Source organism: Nitrospirae bacterium YQR-1, from assembly GCA_039908095.1.
GTDB lineage: Bacteria > Nitrospirota > Thermodesulfovibrionia > Thermodesulfovibrionales > Magnetobacteriaceae > Magnetomonas.
Window position 1 is genome coordinate 212,090 of the sequence record JAMOBJ010000001.1, and the last position, 26,032, is coordinate 238,121.

Sequence of the window (26,032 nt, forward strand, 5' to 3'; positions counted from 1 at the left end):
GTTACCTGAACTTCACTATTTTTTCAAAACTATCGGGCTTTAGGCTGGCACCACCTACAAGGGCGCCGTCAACATCAGGCTTTTCCATAAGCTCTTTGACGTTTTCAGGCTTTACGCTGCCGCCGTAGAGGATTCTCAGCTCATCGGCCTTGCCGCCATAGACATTACGCAGTTGGTCTCTTACGAAGGCGTGCGCCTCCTGGGCCTGCTCAGGGGTGGCGGTCACGCCTGTGCCGATAGCCCATACAGGTTCGTAAGCGATAACAAGGCCGTTGGTATCAACGTCTTTGAGGCCGCCTGTAACTTGTCTTTTTATGATGTCAAACATTTTGCCGCTGTTTCTTTCGTCAAGTGTCTCGCCGATGCAAAATATAACATCAAGACCGGCAGCCCTTGCCGCTTTGACTTTTTTATTCAAAAACTCATCTGTCTCACCGAAGTACTGGCGTCTTTCCGAATGGCCGAGGATTACATATTTACAGCCCAAATCGAGGAGCATCTTAGCCGATATTTCACCTGTGTAAGCTCCCTCGGCCTCAAAGTACATGTTCTGAGCCGACAGGTCAACATTTGTGCCCTTTAGCAGCTCACCGGCTGCGGCTAAGGAGGTAAAAGGCGGTGCAAGCACGATGTCAACATCCGCCACAGATTTAACCGCCGGTAAGAACTTGCTTATAAAATCCTTTGTCTCGCCGGTGGTCTTGTACATTTTCCAGTTTGCTGATATAAAAGGTCTCCTCATTATTAACATCTCCTTATATTTATTTTTTACTTTTCTGTTCTTTTGCTTTTGACTAGTTATTAGCCTTTGAAAGTTTAAAAAAATTATGCTTAAAAAGTCAACCCGAAATCCGATATATATAGTAGCAAAGTGAAAATGTCCGGATTTCAGCAAAGTGAAAGTGTCCAAAAGAGATAGTCCATAGTATGCTCATTTGAAGAGGGAGGATACTATGGCAGGCGAGGACATAATAATGCTAAGGCAAAAAGAGTTAAAGAGATTTACATTTAATAAAAATGGTAGAATAAAGACTCTGTTCCGGCATATAAATAAATTATGGTAAAACAAATTAAAATTTTACACAACGTGATAATGTGAACATGTTAAGAGGGTTGTTTGGAATCACGATACTGCTTCTTTTTTCCTGGATTATTAGCGAAAACAGAAAGGAGATAAAATTTAAACCTGTGATTTCAGGCATAATCCTTCAGGTATTGTTCGTATTGTTGATTTTAAAAGTACCTGTTTTCAAAGTTTTTTTTCAATTATTAAATAAAGCAGTGCAGGTTTTGGAGAAATCCACTCAGGCCGGTACAACACTGGTGTTTGGTTACTTAGGTGGCGGCAAACTTCCCTTTGCCGAGACGATACCGGGGGGCTCCTTTGTACTGGCCTTTCAGTCGCTTCCGATGGTACTGATTGTTAGTGCTTTATCGTCACTGCTGTTTCACTGGCGCATATTACCATACATTGTGAGGGGGTTTTCTTACGTCCTTCAGAAAACCATGAGTATAGGCGGCGCAGTGGGGTTAAGTACCTCGGCTAATGTTTTTTTGGGGATGGTTGAATCACCGCTTTTTGTTAAACCATATTTGAGGGAGATGTCACGAGGTGAGCTCTTTGCAGTTATGTCAACAGGCATGGCAGGCATTGCCGGTACGGTTATGGTGTTATATGCAAGCATTTTAGGCCGGGTGATTCCGGATGTTTTAGGGCAAATTCTTCTTGCCTCGGTAATAAGTGCTATAGCATCCCTTGTGTTTTCTTTTATAATGGTGCCACCGGTTGGTAAGCCGGCAAGCGGTGACATTACCGTCCCACGGACTGCACGCAGCTCACTGGATGCTGTGGTTAAGGGCACGGAGGAGGGTATCGGCCTGTTAATAAACATAATAGCCACACTCATAGTCTTTGTTGCGCTTGTGCATTTTACAAACTATGGGCTTTCTTCTTTATTGCCGTCTTTTTACGGAGAGCCGTTGACATTGCAGCGGATTTCAGGCTTAATTATGGCCCCTGTTGTGTGGGTTATCGGAGTGCCGTGGACTGAGGCTGTGACAGCGGGCTCTCTTATGGGAACAAAAACTATATTAAATGAATTTGTAGCCTACATTGACCTTGCCAATCTGCCTGAGGAAGCGCTTAACCCTAAAAGCCGCATCATTATGCTTTATGCCCTGTGCGGCTTTGCTAATTTGGGAAGCCTCGGCATACTTATTGCGGGCCTTAGTTCGATGGTCCCTGAAAAAAAGGACGTAATTATCTCCCTCGGCTTTAAATCCATCATCTCAGGCACCCTCGCCTCCTGTATGACCGGTGCGGTTATAGGTATGTTTTATTAAACTCAACACCGTTGTAATTCCCTCTTTGATTTGTTTATTGTGCCTCCTTTTTTTTCGCACAATTATGACACCTTTGATGCTTTATGGGAAGATGGGGTTTATTAAACGATTACCCTTCTAATAAATGCCTCTTCCATTCATTGACCTAACTCACATGGATACCAAAATCCTGAGCTATTTCATTTGCCATTCGTTGGCCATTGAGGGCTTCTATCACTACTTTTGACTTGAACTCATTGTTGAACTTCCGTCTATTTTTCATCTGTTTTCCTCCATTGATTACAAACAGCTCTATCTTAACTGATTGTCTCAATCTAGGAATCCATTATACCTAGTTAAAAATATGAAATATTTAATGTCTTGAGTCAATTTTCAAATTAGGGTCATTGTATAATTTTAATAAGCTTTTAGCCTGTTTCAATATTGTTTTAGCCTGTTCTTTTTCAAATATTTCTGAAGCGTCATAGTCGGCTTTTTTACGTTCTATGTGTAGCCTTTGTAAATCTAATCCTATTTTTTTTGCTATTCTCCCGGATGAATAATTGAATTTGTCATGCACGAATGTGTGTGAATCTCCTTTTGGAACTTTATCTCCAAGATATTCTTCAACTTTGTCTTTTGCAATACAATAAACACCATAATAAGATCGGCTGATAGAAGTTCTATAATAGGCAGACTTTATATCAGAACTCTCTCCGTTATTAATAAGCTGCTCTGACAGTTCAATATACTCAGACCATTTAAATATCATTAATTATACCGTCACTATAATAAGCTTTCTCATACTGACATCTTTATTTAACCAATAATCATAATCGAATTGATCTAATAAGTTAAGTTTTTCATCAATTGACAAATCAGTATCAATTTTTACTAGTAACATTTCTAAATATTCTTCTGGATCATAAAAATGTTCTATTTTTAATTCTTTAATGTTATGCTTAAAAATTCTATTGATTTCACAATGTACCTCCTTAAGCACCTCAAGCAAATTCATCTTCATATATATAAAACCTTGAACCTGATATCTGTTTGTAATAGTATAAAGGTATTTTAACTGATCAAATATTAATGTTTCTACTGAGGGTTTAGTGGAATTTAATAAATCTCCGACATTCACAATATCATATGTGTACTTAGATATATCACGGTAAGGCGTTAATATGTTTGTATTTGGTTTAACTTCTAAAGTCCGCATGTTTAATCATCCTTGTTTTTTAAATTTGTTAATAATAGAAAACAATGTAAAACAAGACAGCTAATTCCGGAAGTTAAAAGCTCATGCCTTATAATGCCATGAGCTATGTTGTTTCTTAAATTTAATCCGGTTGAATCGCAGAAAACAAAATAAAAATGCCTGCTTAGATATTCACCCAGAACATTCTTGATATCCTCCCGCATTAAAAAAGCACCAAATGTTTGTTCCTTGATGCTTATCCCTTCATCTTTTGTATACTCAGGCACGACTACATTATATCCAGCATTATGAAATGTCCTGCGTAGTATACCCTCGAACTGTGGTACCAGGATATGAAGAGCACTAATGTAATCCTTTTCAAAGTGCTTCTTTACACCATGCTCCACAATTGATTTGTTTTCCTGATGCATAAACTTCCATGAACCAAGGTATTTGTTAAATTCAGTGTCATTGAGATTTTTCTCTTTCTCTAAATATAGGAAAGCTAATTCCAAAAAAAGATGAGCCCTCATCTGAACATGATTAGACAAAAAAATCTTTTTTTGCAAGTCAATGCCTGTTCTTTTTAATCCCTCACCAGCAATTTGAGTTCCCATTCTACCAATGATTACATTCTGTGCGATTAAACTGGATAAAGGAGGATTACAGGTGAACATTTTCTCCAAACTATCATAATCCGGCACAATACCAGGATAACCTATCAAGATGCCTATCGCTTTTTCAAGTGATTCAGCTTGCCGAAATGGGGTAAGAAACTCTTTGGTCTGTTTTTCCCCTAATTTTAATTCAAATTCATGTTTCGAGAATTGACCTGCCTGTTCCGCCTGTTGAAAGTATCTTGTCTTCTGAGCGGACAACTTTTTCATGGTTTCATGGTCATCGCCTGCTTCCGCTAATATAATTGCCATGTCCAGTATTATTGAAGCTGATATATAATCGCCATTTTCTGCACGCTGATGCGCTGCCATAGCAATTTGTTCAACACTCTTATTTTTTGCTCGTCTCTCCGGCTCCTCTTCTCCTAACAATTTGCCGATCCTTGCCGATAAATTGTTTGCGGAGTATATTAGATGTAATAAGCCATCAGCATTAGCAAATCCATTGGCACATTCCTCAGCCCAACTTTTTATATATTCCTTATCCGATACAAGGCTGGAATATGTTTTGTTGTCAATAACGCGGACATATGATTGAACAACAGGAAACAACCATCTCCAGTCCATTGCCAAATGAAAACTCTTTCCGAGTTCCTTTAGAATTACCAGAGTCTGAACAATCTTATCTTGTTGATTGAACTTCAAACTTAATTCAAGGGCTCTATCCAAAGAATCCATAATGGCAAGATGCCAAAACTCCGGCCGTTCAGCTTCAGGTTTCTTTTTAAGTTCCGTTACTTGAATAAGATAGCGGTCAATTGTTCTTTGTGCTAGAGTAATGACGTTAATGCCTTTATAATTTTTTAATTTGTCCTTCGATTCAATCAAAATATCATCCAAAAAAGGTGCAATAATATAATGATTAAGTAAAGTGGAAACTTCATTTATAAATATAAGTTCATTTTCTTGTAATTCAATATCCCCACCTGTTTTTGTATAGAAACGAGATTTATCTTCTGTTGATGGATTGTGCTGTCCTCTGACATCAAAGAAAAAGACTTTTTTAAATGATTCTATTGCTTTTTCATCTTCCTGTGACAATTCACTTTTATATTTTTCAGAAAATAATCGCAATTGATTACGTGCTTGATATATTTGATAGGGCTGGATATCTGCTTTATCTAAATCTTCTGAAAGTTCTTTTACCAAATTATCCATTTATTTTGCCTCCTAATAATTCAAAGGATTCCGGAGGATATAATCCTAGTTTATCGTCACATTGAAATACAGAATTTTTGCATAACCTCCCTTTTGAGAAGGATCCATACGTAAATTATACTGTACCATAGAAATTCATAAATTTTCAATCTGCAGAATTGCCCGAAATCCGACATAGAAAAACCGGTTCTCCGGAAAAAGGGATATTTTGTAAAAAATCGTAAGGCTACAATATGTCCGGAATTCACCATCAAAATAATTAGTAATGCCGGTATTATTTTTTTGGGGTTTTTAAGATTAATTTAGAGCTTATACCAAGACAACAAAGTTAACTGTCGGATTTTCTATGCCGGATTTCTGGTGATACATTTTCCGTATATTTTTTCATGTTATGTGGTACAATAAAACAGGCTGTTAGATATAACAACCGGCATTAAGGAGGCCATATGACAAAAGATACCCAAGGGGAAAAGGACAGAACCGCAGCTAAAGACGCTGATACCACAGATGAGCCGCAATTAACCGGATTAATAAAAAACTATGTGCCCGGCACCAATGTGTGCAAGGTTACTTTTATGCTTCCTAAAGAGGCCACAGAAAATGCCCAAAAGGTAACTTTAACCGGTGATTTTAATGACTGGGACACCGAGGCTACACCGCTTACAAAAGATAAGTACGGGGTATTTTCCGTTACTGTTGAATTAGAGGCCGAAACAGAGCACCAATACAAGTTTTTAATAGACGCAGAGCGCTGGGAAAACGACTGGAATGCCGACAGATACGAAAAAAGCTGTCTGGGTGAATTTGAAAATTCGGTAGTGGAGTTATACAGAAATTAGGATTACTGCGCCCGGTAAAATATTTAACAAGTGGATAACCTAAGAAGTTTGGGACTATTTGGCGGCACCTTTAACCCTGTCCACTATGGGCACCTCAGGGCGGCGGAAGAGGCGAGGGCCGCCTTTTCACTTGATAAGGTGATTTTTATACCCTCTTGTAATCCGCCGTTGAAGAAGCATGAGCTTGCCATGCCGACGGACAGACTTGAAATGGCAAGGCTGGCCACACAAAGCAACGGCTGCTTTGAGGTCTCAGACCTCGAATGCAAACGTGAAGGGCCTTCTTATACAGTGTGCACTCTTGAGGAGGTAGTTAAAGATTATGGTGGCCGCTGCAATCTATTCTTTATACTGGGACTTGATTCCTTTTTAGATATTCCCGCCTGGTATCAGGCTGAAACTGTTATCTCTCTGGTTAACTTCATAGTGCTTACCAGGCCGCCGCTGAATGAAAATGCAGTTTTACAATCCCCATATGTTGTGGAGAGGTCATCAGAGCCGGAGAGCACAAATGTTGTAAAAGTTAAGTTAAAAAGCCGGCGGGAGGCATTCTTGCTAAAAATAACATCCATTGATATTTCCTCAACCCGCATAAGACAATTAATCAGCAGCGGGGAAAGCGTAAAATACCTCTTGCCTGAAAACGTGCAATCATATATAATTCATAAGGGATTGTATAAATAATGGACAGGTGTCTGAAATAATGTTGATTTATAACGGAGAAGGCGGTTAATTTGGAAAATACGGAAAAGCATTTAAAAGAGATTGTTGAGTCTCTTTCAGAGAAGAAAGGTGACGAGGTGGTTGTACTTGATCTGAGGGGACTTACTCCGATAGCAGATTTTTTTGTTATTTGCACAGGGGGCTCAACCTCACACATAAAGGCTCTGGCCGATAGTGTGGAAAGCAAACTGAAAGAAAGAAAAATCAAACCTCTGCACATAGAGGGACAGAAAAACTACAGCTGGGTAATTCTGGACTACGGCGACATCCTGATTCACATATTTAATCCTGAGGCAAGAGCGTATTACGAGTTGGAAAGATTCTGGCTTGACGCCCGCAGGGTTTACTTTGATGAAGTTCCTAAACAGGAAGCTTTTGCACGCTGATGATCAGGGTGACCTCATTATTGTTTTTGGCCATGCTCTGCGGGGTCTTCTACCTTGCCATATACAACAGCGATTCCGTCAGATTACATCTTACAAAAGATGTAGCCTATGACCTTCCATTAATAGCCCTGATGGCTATATCCACAGTGGCCGGCGCTGTTTTAATGTTTGTGATTTTCTTTATAAGGGATACGAAAAACTATATCCAGTCACGGCTGACGCTGAAAAAGCGTAAGAGGGAGGAGATGTCGCAGGTGTTGTACTCAAAGGCTCTCAACTATGCCTCAGCTAATCTGACAGAGGAAGCAGTGAGTGAGTTACAAAATGCACTAAAGGAAAATCCTGAACATATACCGTCAATTATAAAGTTAGCCGATACTTATGTCGAAAAAAATGAGCCGATGAAGGCTCTGGAACTTTACCATAAGGCACTTAGCATGGACTCCGGTAACATCGAGATTCTCTTGAAATCACTTGAGGTACGTATAGCCCAGGGGGCTTTACATGAGGCCGTGGAAATTGCCGATAAAATCCTCTCAACAGAGCCCAATAACGCTCCGGCCTTGTATAAAAAACGTGAGATATTTGAGCGGCAGTCCCGCTGGGATGACCTTATGCACCTGCAAAAGACAATAATTAAGAATCTGCCTGAAAATGATCCCCAAAAAGAGACACAGGGTAAAATCCTCCACGGCTACGAATACGAATACGGAAGGCAGTCTTTGGAAAACTCCGAGGTTGAGAAAGCTCGAAAAGTCTTTAAGGAAGTAATAAAGCATGAGAAGTCATTCATACCGGCGCATCTTGGGCTTGCCGAGGTGTTTTTGCTTGAGGGCAACACCGAGGAGGCGATAAATTACCTTGAAAAGGTTTATAAAGAAACAAACTCTTTAATAATACTTGCCCGGCTTGAGGATTTGCTTATAAACGAAAGTGAACCTTCACGTCTTATCAGAATTTATAAAAATGCTCTGTCTGATGACCCCGGGGCTGATGCGATAAAACTTTTTTTAGGTAAACTCTACTATCGTCTTGAGATGCTTGACGATTCTCTGGATACGTTTAACTCCTTTGACGGTACATCCACCTATTCGGAGGTGCATAAGATTAAGGGCAGTTTGTTTCTCAGAAGAGGTGAGTGTGAAAAGGCATCGGCTGAGTTTTTAAAAATTATAGGGCTTAAAAGAGCACTAAGAATCCCCTACCACTGTCTAAACTGTAATCATGAGGCCACAGACTGGGAAGGCCGCTGTCCCTCCTGTAAAACATGGAACACTTATGATTTTAATTTCGATAAACATATCAGACCATAAATAACAGAGGTTAATTTATGAAAAAAGTAATCATCTTTGCTACATTTTGTATAGTGGTTTTTTCAATGGCTGTTGTTGCCGCCGCTTCCGAGTCAAATCCTGAGACTGCTGTAGAGTATTTCAAGCGTGGAGTTGACTATGCGCAGAGGGGTGATTATGATAAGGCCATCGCCGATTTCACCAAAATTATTGAAATAAACCCAAAGTATGCTTTAGCATACCGTAACCGCGCACTGGTTTGGTTTAGTAAAAAAGATTATGACAAAGCCATTGCTGATTTCACAAAGGCTATAGAGATAAATCCGGCATTTGCTGAAGGCTATCATGGTCGGGCATTAGTTTATGACGCCATGAAGGAGCACGATAAGGCTAAAGCCGATTATGCCAAAGCGGCGGAGATAGACGGCACACAGTAGGTTTCTGTACAGGTCAAGACATCCCCCTCTGCTGTAACAACAGCCATAGCACGTGTAATTCCAACAGACACTGTTCTATTTCAACAGAGCAAGCACATTTTGCGGGGCCGAATTTGCCTGGGCCAACACTGATATGCCGGACTGTTGTAAAATCATGGACTTAGTAAGATTTGCCGTCTCTGAGGCAAAGTCGGCATCTATTATCCTTGACCTTGCCGCCTGTGTCGTCTCCAGTGTGTTGTCTATGTTTCTGACGCAGGCTTCAAACTGGTTAGCCTTAGCGCCCATATCGGCCTTTGAACTTGTCACAAAATTAAGTGCAGAGTCAATAATGGCTATAACGTTTGATGCCTGAGACCTGAAACCCGTCTGTGTAGTTGAATCCGCCACCTGTAGTGATGATATGCCGGTGTAAGCAATTGTGCTTGAGGCTGTAAAGCTGTAATTGGGCGGAAAGCCAAAGCCTGCGCCGCTTACAAAAGCACCATCACCTATCCCGTTTACTCCTGTTGTGGTCGCTGTATGAATATCTTTTAAAAACAGTAGCGGTCCGTTCTTTCCGGTTTGTGTAAATATGGGACCGCCCAGGGCATCTGTGTTCATTGAGCCGATATGTACCCTTATCTGGGAATCACTGGCGGCAAAGCTTGTATGAAGTCTCGAATCAAAGTTACCGGCCAGCAATCGCACTCCGTTAAATTTAGTCTGTTCAGCTATTCTACCAATCTCCTCAACAAGTACATTTACCTCTTTCTGCATGTAAGATATATCTGTTACTCCATACTGGCCGCTCATTGCCTGCACACCAAGCTCTCGTATTCTCTGAAGGTCCTCGGTTATTTCATCCATTGAGCCCTCTGCAGTTTGAACCATAGACAAACCATCGTTGGCGTTTCTTACCGATACGGTCAGGCCCCGTATCTGAGTGCTCATTCTTGTTGATATTGCAAGACCTGCTGCGTCGTCTTTAGCCGAATTTATCCTGTACCCGGATGACAGCCTAGCCATAGCATCCTGCAGCGGTCCCTGAGTTTTCTTTAAATTACGCTGTGAGTTAATGGACATTATATTTGTGTTAATAACGAAACCCATTATTTTCCCCCCCGTCCAGCTTTATTTTTTTTAATCACTTTTAGCTTAACAAGCTAATTTGTATCCTTAAAAAAGTAAAGCAATTTTTATGCCAAATGCATACTTGCTTTTTTTGTGATACTATCAGCCTAAACAGTTGGAATTAGACGATTGAATGCGGATTGGCATGAAAAATCGTAAAAAAACGGCAATATTTTCCTTGCAAAGAAGAAAAAATTTCCCTGGGCATAGACACTGTTTATGGTGAATAATATAGGATAGAAAATGTAATACCAATGGCAATGCGGACTAAAACATACACATCAAGGTTAGCGACTGTCTCTGGTGACGGTGTATTGACAAAACGAGATGATATTTGAAAAAATAAAGAGTGGAGAAGTTTTAGTCGCTAAAAGAAGTGGCAACACTGTTTACAATCTCAAGGGCTACAATTTATCGATTAGTAGAGAAGGGGGAGCTACATCCGGAAAAACTTTGAAAGAGAACTCTTTTTACAGAGCAGGAAATTAACAGTTTCATAGAAAAGATAAAAAATCCGGCCTTAGCACCGTAGCTTAAGGAGTAATTTATTTGGCACATCGAGTGAAGAAACACACACCAGGAGAGGCTTTAAGGTATTTGGCCAATGCAAAGGAATTATTGAGTCAATCGCCGATAGAGGGTAACTTCTACCTTGACAAGAAGCCTGTAAGGGAGGCTTTCGGTACGGCCTATTTAGCCATGCTTGAAGCTATTAACGAGGTGTTAATAGGGAAAGGCTTTACTTCAAAGGAACTGCCTAAATCAGTAGATGGATACAGAGCAGCTTTACAAAAACATCTTTCTGTGAGTAACGGGAAACTTCTGACGGAATTTGAACGTCTTTATGACGCTCTGCATATAGCTGGCTATTATCGAGGCTTAATCACCAGCACGAGTATGGTTAAAGACGCTTTAAAAGATACAGAAGCGTTTATAAAGAAGGTAACCGGCTAATAATTATTTTGATAGCAAGTTCATAAGTTTGGGGCAAGCTATGCAAAGAGTATAAAAAAGCCGGTGATCCCAAGTTGTATTCATTCGATTAACTTTGTTGGCATCGTCAAAAGCTCCTTGACGTACGCTCCTCTAAAAGGGGAATCCCCTGTAAGGGGAGGTCGCTTTCTCCCAGCCGCCTCGTTACTCTTTTGACTGCTACTTGGTATGACGGTATTTTTAAGGGTTTTGAGAGGATTTATTCTTCATTATCAAGGGTTTAGTAAATGCCGAAGGGGGGACTCGAACCCCCACGGAGTTGCCCCCACAAGACCCTGAACCTTGCGTGTCTGCCAATTCCACCACTTCGGCTCCGCCTAATTATTGAGACTAACACACAGCACAGGCGGCTGTCAACACGGCGAGGCGGATTTGTCTTAGTTTTGTGCAATATTTACAGGAGCTATCTTTAGTGCCCTCATTGAGGGATAGACCCCTGACACTACACCTGTCAACGTGCAGCAGACTAGTGCAAGCACAACCCCTTCAATAGAAACACTAAAGGGAAGTTCCGAAAAATAACTTATCCCTGTTGTTATCAAAATGCCGAGCATAAGCCCTGCAAGCCCTCCACTTATTGAGATAAATGATGACTCCACTATAAATTGAGCCACAATATCTTTTTTTCCGGCTCCCACCGCCCTCCTTATTCCGATTTCAACACGGCGTTCCATCACCATTAAAGCCATTATGGAAAGTATTCCGATAGCGCTTATCGAATAGGATGCCGTTGCTGCACACAGTCCCAGAATTTTAACTATACGGATCGTTTTATCCTGCATCAGACTTATATCTTTCAGAGTAAAGACAGTAAAATCATTTTGCTCACCCTCTTTTATGCCGTGGCGCTCTTTCAGTATCCTCTGTATTTGTTCCTTAAGCGGCTCTGTTGAGGTCTTATCAGCTCCTTGCACATGAATACTGGTGAGCTTTAATGTGTTTGTGAATCTTCTAAGAAAAGTCTGAAGCGGCAGATAAACGAGGTTATCCTGATTTATCTCGGAAAAATCCACCCCCATCGGCGCAGCCACCCCTATAACCTCACATGGTACTCTCTGAATGTATATGTATTTTCCCAGGGAATCTCCATCTGGTAAAAATCTCTCCGCTATGTTTGAACCAATGACAACCACTCTCTGAAGTGATTGAGAGTGGGCTTGTGTAAAGAGGGCACCACTGCTGAGTTTAAGGTCCCTGATTTTAAAATATTCCTCAGATACACCCATTACGACAGCCCCGGGAAGCGTGGTATTACCGTAGCGGACGGGAAACGATCTGCTTGAAATGGCAGCCGTCTCTTTAATAAATGAGGATTGCTCCTTTATGGCTGCGGCATCAAGGAGAGTCAGTTTTGGAGAGTCAGCCATTACATTTGGCCTGCCATGGCCTTTCATCTGCCCACTTCTGACTACAATCAGGTTTTTACCGAAGGAGGCGAGTTCCCGCTCTGTTTTTATCTTCATCGATAAGGATACGTTTGATACCACGGTTATTGAGAGCGATCCAAGGACTGCGCCCATTATGGCAAGGGCGGTTCTTAATTTAAAGTTACCCAGGGATTTCACTGCAATTTTAAGGTTAAGAATAAAGTTTCCGGGTGCATACTCACGCAGCCAAAGAGGTTTCAACGTATTGCCTCAATGGGATTTAAGGATGCGGCATCTCCGGCCGGTTTTATGCCAAACACAATGCCTGTTAAAATTGACAGGGTAAGACCTGTTGCAAAGGCTTTCCATGAAAAATGGACGGGGAAATCCGCTGCAGCATTAAGAATTTCAGATACAATAACTCCCAGAAAAAAACCCGCAAATCCACCCAGTGCGGTTACCAGCGTAGCCTCAAATAAAAACATGGTAAAAATATCTCTCTTTGTTGCCCCTATAGCCCTTCGTATTCCTATCTCACGGGTCCTTTCCTTAACAGAAAGAAGAAACAAATTTGCCAGCACAAACCCCGACACAACTAACGATACTATACCGGTTATACCTAAAAAAACCACTAAAGAGCCTGTTAAAGCAACCAGAAAAGATATTATCTCATCAGCGCTTACTATTTTGAAATCGTCGTCTTCATCCTCTTTAAGACCGTGGCGTGACCTCAGGAATTCTCTTAACTCACTAATGTGGTATTTCAGATTTTCCTGATCTTCAAAGCGCACCTTTATGACCGACACGTAGCGGGATTCATTAAGTAATTTACGCATAACCGTAGAAATGGGCATTATTACTCTGTCGTTGAGGTCGGAGCCCATCTGAGAGATCGTTCTATCTGCAAGTACGCCTGTGACTTTACATGGTATTTGTCCAACCAGGATGGTCTGCCCCACCGGGGATTTATCTGCAAAGAGTTCACGGACAACTTTTACCCCGAGCAGGCAGACACTTGCTCCTGAGACAATATCATCCGCCGTAAAGTCAGAGCCTTCTTCAACCGGCCAGCTCCAGCTCCTGCTGTAGTCCTCCGATGAGCCCAGAACCAGAGTCTGGTGTTTTTTACTGCCGTGTGAGACACCGGTTCCCTGTTTTATAACCACAGGAAGGACTAACCAGGCCGTCATAAAAGCGTCACGGATTGCCTGAGAATCGGTAAGCGTCAGGGTTTTATATCTGTACCCTGCTGCTTTGGCAACCTCTCCGCCACCTATAATGAGGGCGGTATCGGGACCAAATTTATCAACAAGCTCATAGGCGCTTTTATACGCACCCTCCACTGCGGCCACTATGGCGGTTATCGAGGCAATGGCAATGCTGACGCTGAGTATGCAAAAAAAACTCCTGAGCCGGTATGCTCTGACGGCTGAAACAGCAGAGCGTGCATTAGATAGTATTCCGTAGCGGTTTATCAAATTCCTCCGTGAAAAACAGCTTATACCAAGTAGCAGTCAAAAGAGTAACGAGGCGGCAAGGAGAAAGCGACACAGGCGTACTATGCTCGTACGTCAAGGAGCTTTCGACGAAGCCAACAAAGTTAATCGAATGAATGCAACTTGGTATTCCTGCTTAATCAGCTCAGCAAAAGGGCACTGCCAAAGGCCGCCCTCCAAACTATCAGAGCTTTCTATAGTGATGTGCATGATTCCGTTTATTATTTTTAAGGCTGAGATTGCCCTCCCCTAAAACAACCGATAAGTCACCGCTACAGCCGCCCGATGCCTCGTTCAGTTGCAGGGCGGGGTTTTCTATAGACTTTAAACCACCTGTTTGTAAACGGCTTGACTTGCCGAATCCCTCAGACTTCAAATAAATCTCCTATTTCACCTTAAGGCGGTTTTTTCTGACCAGCACAGAGTCGGCGTGGCCGTGTAGTCCCTCGCAAGTGGCAAGGTCATATACGGCATCGGCAATATTTAAAAAGCCGGTCTCCGAGAATTTTATATAACTTGTACGCTTTATAAAGTCATAAACACCAAGGGGCGAGAAGAACCGTGATGTACCGTTTGTGGGAAGCGTATGGTTTGGCCCTGCTGTATAGTCCCCCAGAGGCTCAGCTGAAAATTTTCCTAAAAACACCGCTCCCGCATTTTTAACCTTATCCAGACACTCATCAGGGTTTTTAACCATTATCTCCAGATGCTCCGGCGCAATCTCATTTGAATACTCAAACGCCTGCTTCAAATCATTAGCATAAACCAGCGCTCCGAAATTACTGAGGGATTTCTGTGCTATTTCTTTTCTTTCTAAAGTCTCCAGCTTACTTATTAATATTTTTTTAACATTATCAAGCACCTCTTTTGAGGTCGTTATCAGCACAGAGGAGGCCATTTCATCGTGCTCGGCCTGACTAAGCAAATCAGCAGCTATAAATTCAGGGTCGCCGCCTTCATCCGACACTATTAGAATCTCAGAGGGCCCCGCTATCATATCTATATCAACCACACCGAAAACCTGTTTTTTAGCCTCGGCTACGTACATATTTCCGGGGCCTGTAATTTTATCCACCTTTTTTATGCTCTCAGTTCCATATGCCATAGCGGCTACAGCCTGAGCGCCTCCCACGGAATATACCTCAGTTATTCCCAACTCAAGGATTGCTCTCATAACGTATGGGTTAAGCTCTCCCCACGGCGTGGGCACACACAGGGCAATCTCCTGCACTCCGGCAACCTGCGCCGGGATTACATTCATAAGCACAGTTGAAGGATAGGCTGCCTTGCCCCCCGGCACATACACCCCTGCGCGCTGTAAGGGCCTTATCAACTGCCCTAACTCAGCGCCCTTGTAACAATACCGCCGGCTCTTTTCCCGCTGTTTCTTATGAAAACGCCTTATCCGCTCTATGGAAAGTTTTAGTGCTTTTACAATTTTTGTTTCCACTGCCCGGGCACTTTGCTCAATAACACTCTCCGGTATTGTTATTTTATCGAGCTTAACATTATCAAATTGCTGCGTATATTGTTTTAGTGCCGCATCACCGGTGTGCTTTACATTTTTGATAATCTCACTGACCACCTCCGTCACATTTGAGTCAGTCCCCTGAGCTCTGTTGCTGAGAATTTCCATGAACTCTTTAAATTGTTCCGCTTTATATATTTCTCTCACTTTTTATCTCTCTCTTTTTCCAGTTTTTGATGTGTTATAAAATCACATTATATCAGATAATAGAGGATAACATAAAATGGACCTTAGAGGATGCTTTACCGAAATCTCTTTGCAGTTAAAACTTAGTGGACACCTGTGCCTGCCTACAATGTACTGTCATAAAACATTTTGAAGTTTTTCTTTAAGCGGCGTGGGCTCTATGGCAATCTTTAGTATATTGTTTATTACCTGTTGTATCTGGGTATTATCGTCAAGCTCCCTCGTTCGTTCCTTTACACTTATTTCAAGCTCTTCCGTGTAATTTGCTATTTTTGCCGTCATCTCATTAAACAGCCTGATAAAATTAGAAAACTCATCATTGCCCCTTACTGGTATAGGTTGGGATTTTTTCCCGTTATATACAGCCATAGCCGCATTTTGAAGCTCTTTTAATGGGGCGGAAAGCCTTCTGGAGAGTACCACACTAAATATAATGGAAACAGCTATAACGACCAACAGGATTATCAAACCGGTTTGAAACAGTCTGCTGCTAAAGGCGCTCCATCCCTCATTTAGTATCTCATCCTGTTTGCATAAAAAATCTGCCAGCGGTTTATCGGAAAACTCCACCTGCCCGTAACCTATAGTGTTTTTATTTAATCCTATTGGAAACAAAACCATGTGCCCTGTAGTAGTCTTTGAGATTACAAGTGCTAAAGCGTTCGGAGGTTGTAGTTTTGAGATATCTATATAAGAGCCGGGTGAGGCATTTTCATAGGTGCCCTCTGTCAGAACTTTTCCGGTTGAATCCGCTATTTTTATTGCTGAAACATCCATTTCGGATTTTATTTTTTCTATAAACTGATCCATCCCTTCTATATTGAGCTCGTAAAGTAAGTCAAAAAAAAGATGAGACAAAAATCCCGACAATTGTTTTATCTTCTTTTCATGGTCCAGCTCGTAGTTACTTACATATTGATTCTGTAAACTGGCTTTTAGAGATAAGGCGTCTTTATGCGCAACAAAATAAAAAACTGAAAGCATAATAAAAACCAGGATTATAGAAATCAGCCAGATGATTAAAGCGTATTTAGTATGAATGCTTACCTTATAAGGCATTGATCTGTGAACCTCCCAAGACCTAATATAAGCAGATTATCAGCATACAACAAGGTACTGTCAAGAAAAAGAAGGGTTAAAACATAAAGTATAAATAAACTCCTCTAATACATATGCCTCCCCAATGTATTTTTTGAAATCCGCTTTTATAATCGCCTATATCAAAAAAAACTTATCAAATGAAGATTATATTTATTTGCTATTTTTTTCAAGAGTATAATAATTAAACATATCTGTTTTTTTCGTGCAAATCTTTCGTATAATAGAAATTATTTGCTCAATAATCACTAACAGATAATCTCAGCAGAGCAATGGTGATATGGAAGAGACAAGTGAAATCAAAATAGAGGAAATTAAAGTTAAAACAATACGTTTTAACATTCCTACAGCGTTGACATTAAGCAGGATTTTACTAATCCCCGTGTTTTTGTATGTAACTCCTGCATATCCGGTAACAGGGGCGGCAGTGTTTGCACTGGCTGCGATTACAGATTTCTTAGATGGCTATCTGGCAAGACGTTCGGGACAGATTACAACGTTTGGGATAATTATGGATCCGATAGCAGATAAGTTTCTGGTCATAGCAGCTCTAATCCTTCTTGTTGACATGGGCTCTCTCTCCATATGGCCTGCCGTAGTTATTATTGTCAGGGAGTTTCTTATTACAGCTCTCAGGGTTGTGGCTCTGTCGAAGGATATTGTAATAAAGGCGGAGATGGGCGGCAAACTTAAGACCGGAGCGCAGATAGCAGGTATTCTTTGTATGATAGTGGAGAGCAACCTCCTTGGGATTAACCTCTACACCCCGGGACTTATGTTTTTATGGATTTCAGTGTTTCTTGCCGTTGTTTCAGGCATCCAATATACTGTTTTGTTTTGGAGGAAAATTTGATCGTACTATATCTGCTGCTTTCGTTTCTGTTGGGTTCTATACCATTTGGAGTGGTAATTGCCAAAGCTAAGGGTGTGGATTTAACAAAAGTTGGAAGCCGCAACATTGGCGCCACTAATGTGCTCAGAACGGTTGGAAAAGGGGCAGCCCTCTTTACTCTCCTTGGCGATTTGCTTAAGGGCTCTGCTGCCGTGCTAACCGGACATCTAACCGGACAGAGCGATATTGCAGTTGCCCTTATGGGGCTCTTTGCCGTGTTAGGCCACGATTTTTCTGTTTTTATGAAATTTAAAGGTGGCAAAGGGGTTGCAACAAGCATTGGAACCACTCTTATTTTCATGCCCTATGCCGGTGTGTTTGTTATACTACTGTGGCTTATCACAGTGATAATCACAAGATACTCATCGCTTTCGGCACTTGTGTCATTTGCTCTTTTACCATTTGCCACCGTTTTTATATACGGCTGGACTTTTAGTAAATTCAACTTCAGCCTCATATTGGCACTCCTGATTTTCTATAAACACAGGGAAAACATACGAAACCTTCTCAAAGGTGACGAACACAGGGTCGGTAAAGAAACCGGTGAAAAAAGCGGTAGTTCTTCTTAGCGGCGGTGTGGATTCCTCTACAACCCTTGCCGTTGCAATCTCTGAGGGTTATGACGTCCATGCCCTGTCTTTTGATTACGGCCAAAGGCACCGGATAGAGCTCCTGTTTTCAAAGCGAATTGCCGCCCTGTTTAATGTTAAAAAACACACGGTTTTAAGTTTTGACATGAGAGAAATCGGCGGCTCCGCCCTTACTTCCGATATTGCTGTTCCTAAAGGGACACATACCGGTTCTGAGACCATTCCGGTAACATACGTGCCTGCCAGAAACACAATTTTTCTTTCATTTGCCCTTGCTATGAGTGAAGCCGTCGGAGCCGCAGATATCTTTATCGGCGCCAACTCTGTTGACTACAGCGGCTACCCCGACTGCCGCCCACAGTATCTGAGGGCTTTTGAGGCTATGGCTAATCTGGCAACAAAGGCCGGTGTTGAGCACACCTCTGTTTTTAAAATCCATGCGCCCCTGCTTCACCTAACAAAGTCTGAAATTATTCAACTCGGTGCCTCCCTTGGCGTTGACTTTGCTCTTACCTTAAGCTGCTATGACCCCAGTGCTGAGGGCAGCCCGTGTGGAGATTGCCAAAGCTGCATAATCAGAGCTAAAGGGTTTAAAGAGGCGGCGCTCACTGATCCTCTGCTGCTGTAGAGCATGAACCCTGTCGAATACATTTACTACATGGGATACCGGTTAAGCCGTTGGAACGGATTACGTAAGCAGCGGCGACTTCCCCATAAAACTATAAGCATTGGAAACCTCACCCTTGGCGGTACCGGTAAAACCCCCCTTGTTATCTCTATTGCAGAAAAAGCAAAAAAACTCGGATACTCGCCATGTATATTAACAAGAGGCTACAGAGGGCGGGCTAAGAATCCTGTTTTTGTCTCAAAAGGGGACGGCCCGCTTATTGATTACAGTGACTCCGGTGATGAGCCGTATTTGATGGCGCTGCGCCTCAGAGGGGTTGAAATCATAAAGAGCGCCGACAGGTACGAGGCTGGTGTGATGTCTGAGAAAGCCGACCTGTTTATAATCGATGACGGCTTTCAGCACAGGCGGCTCCACAGAGATGTAGATATTGTGTTAATTGACGCCGGCTGCGGATTTGGAAACGGAAGGCTCTTTCCCGTTGGACCGCTTAGAGAACCAATTACTGAACTCTCACGCGCATCAATCATCATACTCACTAAAAACACTACTACCTGCGTTGCTGCTAAATCCGACATATACCGGTTAGCCGGAACTTCTATACCAAACATCACAGACCATATATACAAAGCCTCCCACGGAGTAACCTCCCTGATAACTCCACAAGGTGAGCGATTACCCGCCTCCATGTTAACCGGCAAAAACGTATATGCCTTTTGTGGTATAGGCAATCCGCAGTCTTTTGCAGATTCACTGAAAGCAGCAGGAGCAAATGTCCTAAAACTCCGTATATTTCGTGACCATCATAACTACAAGCCCTCAGAGATTAAATCCCTCTTAACTGAAACTAAATCATCATCAGCCAAATTGATTATAACTACCGAAAAAGACCTGATAAAACTTAAGGATTTCCCCGCCCAAAACCTCTTCGCTCTTGTGATTGATTTTATAATTGATGATTCATTTTATGATATTGTGATATAAAGAAATTGCAGCTATCCCAAAAAAAACATTAAGTTAAAGCGACTAAACCTTGGAGACCGGGGGTCGAGGGGAATCATTCCCCTCGCAGGAAGGGGTATGAGGGGAAGGACAGCGTCCTCCCCCTTATTAATTTTACTTTTTTGAATGCAACTTGGTTTTATTATACCAAAGCCGCTAGTAAACCATAACAAGGCGTCTCATTCTGATATTTATAAGAATCCCTGCAATAATGAAATTAGAGATTAGCGATGTGCCGCCGTAGCTCATAAAAGGAATCGGCACACCCACCACGGGCATCATCCCAAGTGTCATCCCGATGTTTATCAGAAAATAGAGAAATAACATAAAGGTAAGCCCCGAGGCCAGATATTTGCCGAATTCGTCTTTTGCCTTTATTGCCGTATCAAACCCCCTGATAAAAAAAATAAGATAGAAGCCAAAGAGCATCATCGCCCCTGCAAATCCCCACTCCTCGGCAAAAACCGAAAATACAAAATCCGTATGTTTTTCCGGTAAGAACTTAAGAGGTCCCTGTGTTCCTTTGAGAAATCCTCTGCCAAACGCCATCCCTGAGCCGATTGTTATCTTTGACTGCTCTATCTGATAGCCTATCCCCTTAGGGTCTATCTCAGGATTAATGAAAGCTAAAATGCGGTTTTTCTGGTAATCTTTAAGATGCTTCCAAATGGTTTTTCCACCCAGGGGCACTACCACCAGCGCTATTGCTATAAGAATTAGAAGCAGTTTTTTTTCTATTTTCTTAGACAACGCTAAAAAAAAGAATGTCGTAAAAAGAATAATCCCTGTACCAAGATGTGGCTGCTTAATTATCAAAATAAATGGAATAATTCCAAAGATAAGCAAAGACAATAAAAATGACCTCTTATCAAGCGGACTTTTTACGGAACTAAGGTACTTTGAAACCCCGATTACCAGAATCAGCCTAAATATCTCAGACGGTTGAAAGGAGATAATTTTTAAATCCAGCCACCTCTGTGCACCAAGACCGCTTTTGCCCATAACTAACACAAGTACAAGTAAAAATATCCCAATGCCGTATATGGCATAGCCCGCTTCCCGAAGCCATAAATAATCGTAAACCATAACGATAAATAAAACAATGAACCCAATAAGCACCCATACCAATTGTTTCAAATAGTAGTTGGGATGTATTGCCGAGGACATAATTGGCCGTGTGGTACTGTAGATGGTCATAACACTTATTATTGAAATAGCCAACAGCAGTATAAGCATGAGGGCATCTACCTGTTTAAGGTACTTTCTGTTAATCTGAAAGAAACTCATTCCTTTGCCGCCTCATGTTTTTTATACCATGGGCTTTTAAAAAAAGCCTCGATCACGTTTTTTGCAATAGGAGCGGCAGCACTTCCTCCATGCCCGCCGTGTTCAACTACAACCGCAACCGCTATCTGAGGCTCCTCAGACGGTGCATAGGCAATGAACCACCCGTGGTCTCTGAGATGTGGTTTAAGGGTTTCTGTTTTTACTCTGCCCTTTACTACCTGAGCAGTGCCGGTTTTGCCTGAGACGCGGGCTATCGTACTGCGTGCTCTGCCCCCTGTTCCGCCATCCTCATTAACAACCCCGTACATGGCGCTTTTAACCTCGGCAAAGACCTCAGGTTTTATTTTAAGCCGTTTGGATTCATCAGGGAGGGGGGTGCCCTTTATCAGGCTAAGACGCACCGGAAGTCCCTCGTTTGCAACCATGGCTGAAAGTAACGCCGCCTGCGCCGGCGTTATATTAACATATCCCTGCCCGATTGAAGCTACAAAGGTCTCACCAAGGAACCATGGCTGCTTCATAGTCTTTTGTTTCCATGTTGTTGATGGAATGAGCCCCTCTCTCTCATCAGTCCCTACAATGTCAAGGCCGGTCTTTTTACCCAAACCAAACATAGAGGCATATTTTTTTATTTTATCAATGCCAAGTTTTCTGCCAACCTCATAGAAGTATATATCACAGGACTGTACCAGCCCTCTGTGGAAAGTGACGGAACCGTGAGCGCTCCAGCATCCAAATGACCACGAACCATAGTGGAGCTCACCACCGCAGCCCACCTGAGTTTTAGGTGTTATCACACCGTCATCAAGTCCGGCTACCGACATGAGAACTTTAAATATCGAACCCGGAGGATAAGAACTCTGAAGCGCCCTGTTTAAAAGCGGATACCGTTTGTCTTTATGCAAAGACGCCCACTTCTCGGAGTCTATTCCCATGACAAAATCGTTAGGGTCAAAAGACGGCAGGCTTGCCATGGCAAGGACCTCACCGTTGCGGGGGTCTATAGCTACCAGAGAGCCGGTTTTATCCTGAAATGATTCCTCTGCTACCCTTTGGAGGTTTATATCCAGGCTGAGAGTTATGTCATCACCTGTGCTGGGCTCTATGATTTCCAGTTCTTTCAACTGTCTGCCCAGAGCATCCACCTCGATTATCTTTTTCCCTGCACTTCCCCTCAGAGTGGCGTCAAAAAGCTGCTCCACTCCCCACTGTCCCACAAATGTCTCAGGGGATATATCATCCAGTTGTAGTTTCTCTATCTGTTGTTTATTGGGTTTTCCAAGGTAACCTATAACGTGAGAGCCCACGGTGTTATAAACATAGTTTCTCGTCACGCTTGTTTCTATAATAAGGCCCGGAAAATCAGACTTACTTGCCTCTATTTCCGCCACTTCCTTAAAAGACAAACCCTCTTTGAGCACAATTGTTTTAAAAATATTGTTTTTCTCTTTTCTTATCTTTGCAGCAAGTTTAGACTCATCGGTTTTAAGAATTGCGGCAAGTCCGGCAGTATCAACCGTAGTGTGCCCGGGAATAAGAGATGCGTAAAAGTAAGGTTTATTTTTAACAAGGGGCACCCCCCCTCTGTCGTATATGATTCCACGCGATGAGGGCATCATAACAACCCTAACCCTGTTTGAATCCGCAGCCTCACGATAATCGCTGCCTTTTAATATCTGGATGACGTAGAGCCTTACGGCAAGTATAAAAAACACCGTAATTATGACATAAACCGTAAAACCGGCAAATCCTTCAAAATACTCCTTATTCATCTCTTTCTCGCATGACAAAATACCCTGACACGGCATTTATCAGGGATTGAAACATTATATTGTCAATGGCTGTAGATATATCCACAGGCCTGGTATCAAAAACAGATAAGGATGAATAAACGACAACACCGTCAACAATGGTGAAAGCAAAACTAAGAAGTGCATTAAGCAAGGGGGTGAAGTTAAAGATGCCGGTCTTAAAAAAAGAGGCTATGAAAATCACTGAGCTTTTAGAAAGCATGTTGGGGCCGATTATTCTAAGTGAGAGGCTGTCCTCTATAAACCCTATACCTGAGGCCCATAAAAAAGCCTTTGATTCAGGCCACTTTATACCCATATAATAAACTAAGAGCAGAGTTAAATTTAGTTTTAAGTTTAAAAAACCAGCCCTGTCAACAGCCATAGCCAAAGCGGTAAGAGACAACCAAAAAAGGTATTCCCTCGCCTTTTTCATTTAAGTGCCTTCTCTTGAGACGACAAGAACCTCTTCAGTTTTTATTGGCTGTGCAAAGAGCTCTACCGATATCTCATGAAACATGCCGGTGGCGGCACGCTCTACGTTTACAACTCTTCCTACCGGAATACCCGACGGAAAGAGGCTGTCTGTCCCGGATGTAACCAGCTCCACGCCGGGCTTTACGTCTTCACTTACCGGGATATATTTGAGGCTGCACAGTTGGGTGCCATTGCCTGAGAGCACCGCCTCCGTACGGTTGTCCTCAAACCTTACAGCTACCGAGGAGTGCACATCGGTCAAAAGCAACACAGTAGAGTAGTTGGGCTCAGACAAAATGATTTTCCCGATTAGCCCATTCTCTGTCCGCACCGCCATGTTTTTTTTTACACCCGCTCTTGTGCCGCTGTCTATCACCATTTGGTGGTACCATCTGTCGGGCTGACGGGCTATCACACGTGCAGATGTCACATAGTTTGTTATTTCACTTTTCAGAGACAGAAGGCTGATAAGGCGGTTGTTTTCGTAAATAGCCTCATCATAAAGCTGCTCTTTTAGTAACAGCTTGTTTAGTTCAATCTTTAAGCGGGCATTTTCCCTTTCAAGAGCAAACAGAATGACAAATGGTTTCTTAATTACGTCCAAAGTTGTAGAGATAGCATCGTTAACAAAAAAAAGTGGATACCTCAGGCGAAACAGCGGCTGGAAGGGCCCCTTAAAACTCTGGTATGTCATAAGCGAAATAAGAAAAAAGACATAAATTAAAAAGAGAGTATGATGCTTTTTGAGCATTAACTGACGGCAACTCTCCTAAGCAGCGCCAAATCCTCAAGCATCTTTCCCACTCCCATTACTACCGCAGTCAGCGGGTTTTCCGGCACGATGACGGGGAGTCTGGTTTCCTGCCTGATTAGCTCATCCAGCCCCCTGAGCAGCGCCCCTCCCCCGGCAAGCACAATGCCGTTGTCAACAATATCTGAGGCAAGCTCCGGCGGGGTGTTTTCTAATGCCTGTTTAATTGTGCTCACAATTATGCTCACAGGCTCGTTTAAGGTCTCACGTATCTCGTTTTCACGGATAGTTACCGTTTTGGGTATCCCTGAGATAAGATCGCGCCCATTGACATCTATGGAAAGCTCCTCCTTTGATATCTTAAAAGCTGAGCCTATCTCTATTTTTATTTGCTCGGCTGTTCTGTCCCCTATCATAAAGTTGTACTTTTCCTTGACGTGGGTTATAATCTTTTCATCCATCTTATCCCCGCCGACCTTTACTGCCTTACTATAGACTATGCCATCCATTGAAATAACCGCCACGTCTGTTGTTCCCCCGCCAATATCAACAATCATATTGCCGTAGGGCTCATCAATGGGAAGTCCCACCCCTACTGCGGCAGCCATGGTCTCCTCTATAAGATATACTTCACGGGCACCGGAGGCCTCCGCCGCCTCCTTTACCGCCCGCTGTTCCACCAGAGTTATTGCCGACGGTACCCCTATTATTACACGCGGAGAGACGAAACTCTTTCTGTTATGAGCCTTTTTTATAAAATATTTCAACATCTCGCCGGCGGCGTTAAAGTCCGCTATTACTCCGTCTTTCATCGGCCTTATTGTGATAATGTTTGCAGGTGTTTTACCAAGCATTCTCTTAGCCTCAGCCCCTACCGCTATCACCTTTTTTGTATCCATCCTCATTACAACTACCGAGGGCTCATCGCAAACAATCCCCTTTCCTTTAGCATACACCAATGTGTTGGCCGTACCAAGGTCTATAGCCAGATCGTTGGAAAATAGCCCCAAGAGCTTATTAAAAATCATTTTACCTCCATTTTACCGATGACGGACACAACCACTGTGCCGGCAAGCTCGTCACCTATTCTCTTTCTTTCTGCATTGCCTGTCATTACTATAAACTCTATAATAAGTATTCCTGCAAAGAAAAACCATCCTAAAAGCGGTATCCGCCACAGCAAAAGTGCCGCCGCCATGGTTAAATTTCTAAGTATGGAGCACCTGAGGGCGGCTCCGGCCTCAGCCCTCTGTGACACTACCCTTAAACCCATCAGTTTTTTGCCGACACCTGCCCCCTCAAATAACCCGTCCGCTGTCAGCAAGTACATTACCGCCACGTAAAACCCAGCCCTCGGGACCAGTTCAATCAACACCATAACAATTAAAAAGTCCACAGCTCTGGCTACCACCCTTGATAAAATGTCGGGTCTGCCCGTTCCTTCACTCATCATACATAATAGCAGATACGCTTTCTAATTATCAACAAATCGCTTTTTGTTCAACCATGTCAATTGTTAAAATTTTTACCTTATACCGGAAGTTCAGCGTAAGAAATGGCGTTAAGTAGCTATTGCAATCAAAAAAGTAAAATCAATAAGGGGAAGGACTCTGTCCTTCCCCTTATACCCTTTCCTGCGAGGGGAATGATTCCCCTCGACCCCCGGTTTCCAAGGTTTAGTCGCTTTAATTTAAATAATTTTAATATTACGTCTATGAATGCTACTTGGTATAAGTAGTTAATAAATAAGAAAAAAGCAATTGTGGAGGGTTGAAAATATCCCAGCTACACGGTATCTGTAA

General features: G+C 42.4%; 29 protein-coding genes and 1 tRNA gene. 12 read left to right on the top strand and 18 right to left on the bottom strand.

The genetic code is table 11. The features are described 5' to 3' along the window. Position 1: 1 nt before the first annotated feature. Positions 2-742, bottom strand: a complete 741-nt coding sequence (tpiA, locus tag H7844_01035) for a triose-phosphate isomerase (GenBank protein MEO5355866.1) — start codon at positions 740-742, stop codon at positions 2-4. A gap of 359 nt (positions 743-1,101) precedes the next feature. Between tpiA and H7844_01040 the strand changes: the two genes are divergently transcribed. After that, positions 1,102-2,343 carry a nucleoside:proton symporter gene (locus H7844_01040; GenBank protein MEO5355867.1) on the top strand — a complete coding sequence of 414 codons (1,242 nt, stop codon included), beginning with the start codon at positions 1,102-1,104 and terminating at the stop codon, positions 2,341-2,343. A gap of 145 nt (positions 2,344-2,488) precedes the next feature. Here H7844_01040 and H7844_01045 read toward each other — a convergent pair whose 3' ends face one another. The 4 genes from H7844_01045 to H7844_01060 form a co-directional block, all read right to left on the bottom strand. Next, positions 2,489-2,605, bottom strand: a complete 117-nt coding sequence (locus H7844_01045) for a transposase (GenBank protein MEO5355868.1) — start codon at positions 2,603-2,605, stop codon at positions 2,489-2,491. A 90-nt stretch (positions 2,606-2,695) separates the two neighbouring features. Next, on the bottom strand, positions 2,696-3,094 hold the full coding sequence (locus H7844_01050) for a HEPN domain-containing protein (protein MEO5355869.1): 399 nt from the start codon (positions 3,092-3,094) through the stop codon (positions 2,696-2,698). A gap of 3 nt (positions 3,095-3,097) precedes the next feature. After that, positions 3,098-3,541 carry a hypothetical protein gene (locus H7844_01055; GenBank protein MEO5355870.1) on the bottom strand — a complete coding sequence of 148 codons (444 nt, stop codon included), beginning with the start codon at positions 3,539-3,541 and terminating at the stop codon, positions 3,098-3,100. A gap of 2 nt (positions 3,542-3,543) precedes the next feature. Next, the gene (locus H7844_01060) at positions 3,544-5,355 is read right to left on the bottom strand and encodes a DUF4209 domain-containing protein (protein ID MEO5355871.1); all 1,812 of its coding nucleotides are present in this window, start codon (positions 5,353-5,355) and stop codon (positions 3,544-3,546) included. A gap of 446 nt (positions 5,356-5,801) precedes the next feature. On the opposite strand from H7844_01060, the gene H7844_01065 reads away from it, so the two are divergent. Genes H7844_01065 through H7844_01085 form a run of 5 tightly spaced genes read left to right on the top strand, consistent with a single transcriptional unit; the run spans position 5,802 to position 9,032 of the window. After that, positions 5,802-6,194 carry an isoamylase early set domain-containing protein gene (locus H7844_01065; protein ID MEO5355872.1) on the top strand — a complete coding sequence of 131 codons (393 nt, stop codon included), beginning with the start codon at positions 5,802-5,804 and terminating at the stop codon, positions 6,192-6,194. A 30-nt stretch (positions 6,195-6,224) separates the two neighbouring features. Beyond that, the gene (gene nadD / locus H7844_01070) at positions 6,225-6,878 is read left to right on the top strand and encodes a nicotinate-nucleotide adenylyltransferase (GenBank protein ID MEO5355873.1); all 654 of its coding nucleotides are present in this window, start codon (positions 6,225-6,227) and stop codon (positions 6,876-6,878) included. A 50-nt stretch (positions 6,879-6,928) separates the two neighbouring features. Continuing rightward, positions 6,929-7,303 (top strand): ribosome silencing factor, encoded by a 375-nt coding sequence (rsfS, locus tag H7844_01075; protein ID MEO5355874.1) that lies wholly within the window; start codon positions 6,929-6,931, stop codon positions 7,301-7,303. Then, positions 7,303-8,616 carry a hypothetical protein gene (locus tag H7844_01080; GenBank protein MEO5355875.1) on the top strand — a complete coding sequence of 438 codons (1,314 nt, stop codon included), beginning with the start codon at positions 7,303-7,305 and terminating at the stop codon, positions 8,614-8,616. The genes rsfS and H7844_01080 overlap by 1 nt, the downstream gene beginning before the upstream one ends. Before the next feature lie 17 nt (positions 8,617-8,633). Then, positions 8,634-9,032 carry a tetratricopeptide repeat protein gene (locus tag H7844_01085; GenBank protein MEO5355876.1) on the top strand — a complete coding sequence of 133 codons (399 nt, stop codon included), beginning with the start codon at positions 8,634-8,636 and terminating at the stop codon, positions 9,030-9,032. 75 nt (positions 9,033-9,107) lie between these two features. Here H7844_01085 and H7844_01090 read toward each other — a convergent pair whose 3' ends face one another. Next, positions 9,108-10,124 (bottom strand): flagellin FliC, encoded by a 1,017-nt coding sequence (locus H7844_01090; GenBank protein ID MEO5355877.1) that lies wholly within the window; start codon positions 10,122-10,124, stop codon positions 9,108-9,110. Positions 10,125-10,472: 348 nt separating this feature from the next. On the opposite strand from H7844_01090, the gene H7844_01095 reads away from it, so the two are divergent. Both H7844_01095 and H7844_01100 read left to right on the top strand, forming a co-directional pair. Continuing rightward, complete coding sequence (locus H7844_01095; GenBank protein ID MEO5355878.1) at positions 10,473-10,634, top strand: hypothetical protein; 162 nt, start codon at positions 10,473-10,475, stop codon at positions 10,632-10,634. Between the two features lie 60 nt (positions 10,635-10,694). Then, entirely contained in the window at positions 10,695-11,099 is a 405-nt protein-coding gene (locus H7844_01100; protein MEO5355879.1) for a DUF5618 family protein, read from the top strand. Between the two features lie 267 nt (positions 11,100-11,366). On the opposite strand, the gene H7844_01105 is transcribed toward H7844_01100, so the two are convergent. The 6 genes from H7844_01105 to H7844_01130 all read right to left on the bottom strand — a co-directional run bounded on the left by H7844_01105 (position 11,367) and on the right by H7844_01130 (position 16,774). Further along, positions 11,367-11,450 (bottom strand) — tRNA-Leu (locus H7844_01105). A 65-nt stretch (positions 11,451-11,515) separates the two neighbouring features. Beyond that, positions 11,516-12,766, bottom strand: coding sequence for an ABC transporter permease (locus H7844_01110; GenBank protein MEO5355880.1), 1,251 nt, complete (start codon positions 12,764-12,766; stop codon positions 11,516-11,518). Continuing rightward, the gene (locus H7844_01115; protein MEO5355881.1) at positions 12,763-13,983 is read right to left on the bottom strand and encodes an ABC transporter permease; all 1,221 of its coding nucleotides are present in this window, start codon (positions 13,981-13,983) and stop codon (positions 12,763-12,765) included. The genes H7844_01110 and H7844_01115 overlap by 4 nt, the downstream gene beginning before the upstream one ends. A 202-nt stretch (positions 13,984-14,185) precedes the next feature. Then, positions 14,186-14,377, bottom strand: a complete 192-nt coding sequence (locus tag H7844_01120) for a hypothetical protein (GenBank protein ID MEO5355882.1) — start codon at positions 14,375-14,377, stop codon at positions 14,186-14,188. A 9-nt stretch (positions 14,378-14,386) separates the two neighbouring features. Next, a complete protein-coding gene (gene hisD, locus H7844_01125) occupies positions 14,387-15,637 on the bottom strand; it encodes a histidinol dehydrogenase (protein MEO5355883.1) in 1,251 nt (416 codons plus the stop codon). 195 nt (positions 15,638-15,832) lie between these two features. Next, positions 15,833-16,774, bottom strand: coding sequence for a HAMP domain-containing protein (locus H7844_01130; GenBank protein MEO5355884.1), 942 nt, complete (start codon positions 16,772-16,774; stop codon positions 15,833-15,835). A gap of 319 nt (positions 16,775-17,093) precedes the next feature. Between H7844_01130 and pgsA the strand changes: the two genes are divergently transcribed. The 4 genes from pgsA to lpxK are packed head-to-tail and all read left to right on the top strand — an operon-like array spanning position 17,094 to position 19,907. After that, positions 17,094-17,666, top strand: a complete 573-nt coding sequence (gene pgsA / locus H7844_01135) for a CDP-diacylglycerol--glycerol-3-phosphate 3-phosphatidyltransferase (GenBank protein MEO5355885.1) — start codon at positions 17,094-17,096, stop codon at positions 17,664-17,666. Then, positions 17,663-18,274: a glycerol-3-phosphate 1-O-acyltransferase PlsY gene (gene plsY, locus H7844_01140; protein MEO5355886.1), complete on the top strand. Its 612-nt coding sequence runs from the start codon at positions 17,663-17,665 to the stop codon at positions 18,272-18,274. The genes pgsA and plsY overlap by 4 nt, the downstream gene beginning before the upstream one ends. After that, a complete protein-coding gene (queC, locus tag H7844_01145) occupies positions 18,249-18,923 on the top strand; it encodes a 7-cyano-7-deazaguanine synthase QueC (protein MEO5355887.1) in 675 nt (224 codons plus the stop codon). Before plsY ends, queC begins: the two co-directional genes overlap by 26 nt. 3 nt (positions 18,924-18,926) lie before the next feature. Continuing rightward, the gene (lpxK, locus tag H7844_01150) at positions 18,927-19,907 is read left to right on the top strand and encodes a tetraacyldisaccharide 4'-kinase (protein ID MEO5355888.1); all 981 of its coding nucleotides are present in this window, start codon (positions 18,927-18,929) and stop codon (positions 19,905-19,907) included. Positions 19,908-20,081: 174 nt separating this feature from the next. Here lpxK and rodA read toward each other — a convergent pair whose 3' ends face one another. From rodA to H7844_01180, 6 genes are read right to left on the bottom strand one after another with little or no spacing between them, the layout of a single operon-like run. Continuing rightward, positions 20,082-21,212 carry a rod shape-determining protein RodA gene (gene rodA / locus H7844_01155; protein ID MEO5355889.1) on the bottom strand — a complete coding sequence of 377 codons (1,131 nt, stop codon included), beginning with the start codon at positions 21,210-21,212 and terminating at the stop codon, positions 20,082-20,084. After that, positions 21,209-22,984 (bottom strand): penicillin-binding protein 2, encoded by a 1,776-nt coding sequence (gene mrdA, locus H7844_01160; protein ID MEO5355890.1) that lies wholly within the window; start codon positions 22,982-22,984, stop codon positions 21,209-21,211. Before mrdA ends, rodA begins: the two co-directional genes overlap by 4 nt. After that, positions 22,977-23,438, bottom strand: a complete 462-nt coding sequence (gene mreD / locus H7844_01165) for a rod shape-determining protein MreD (GenBank protein ID MEO5355891.1) — start codon at positions 23,436-23,438, stop codon at positions 22,977-22,979. The genes mrdA and mreD overlap by 8 nt, the downstream gene beginning before the upstream one ends. Beyond that, complete coding sequence (gene mreC, locus H7844_01170) at positions 23,439-24,230, bottom strand: rod shape-determining protein MreC (GenBank protein ID MEO5355892.1); 792 nt, start codon at positions 24,228-24,230, stop codon at positions 23,439-23,441. After that, positions 24,230-25,258 (bottom strand): rod shape-determining protein, encoded by a 1,029-nt coding sequence (locus H7844_01175; protein MEO5355893.1) that lies wholly within the window; start codon positions 25,256-25,258, stop codon positions 24,230-24,232. The genes mreC and H7844_01175 overlap by 1 nt, the downstream gene beginning before the upstream one ends. Next, complete coding sequence (locus tag H7844_01180) at positions 25,255-25,683, bottom strand: RDD family protein (GenBank protein MEO5355894.1); 429 nt, start codon at positions 25,681-25,683, stop codon at positions 25,255-25,257. Before H7844_01180 ends, H7844_01175 begins: the two co-directional genes overlap by 4 nt. Positions 25,684-26,032 lie beyond the last annotated feature (349 nt).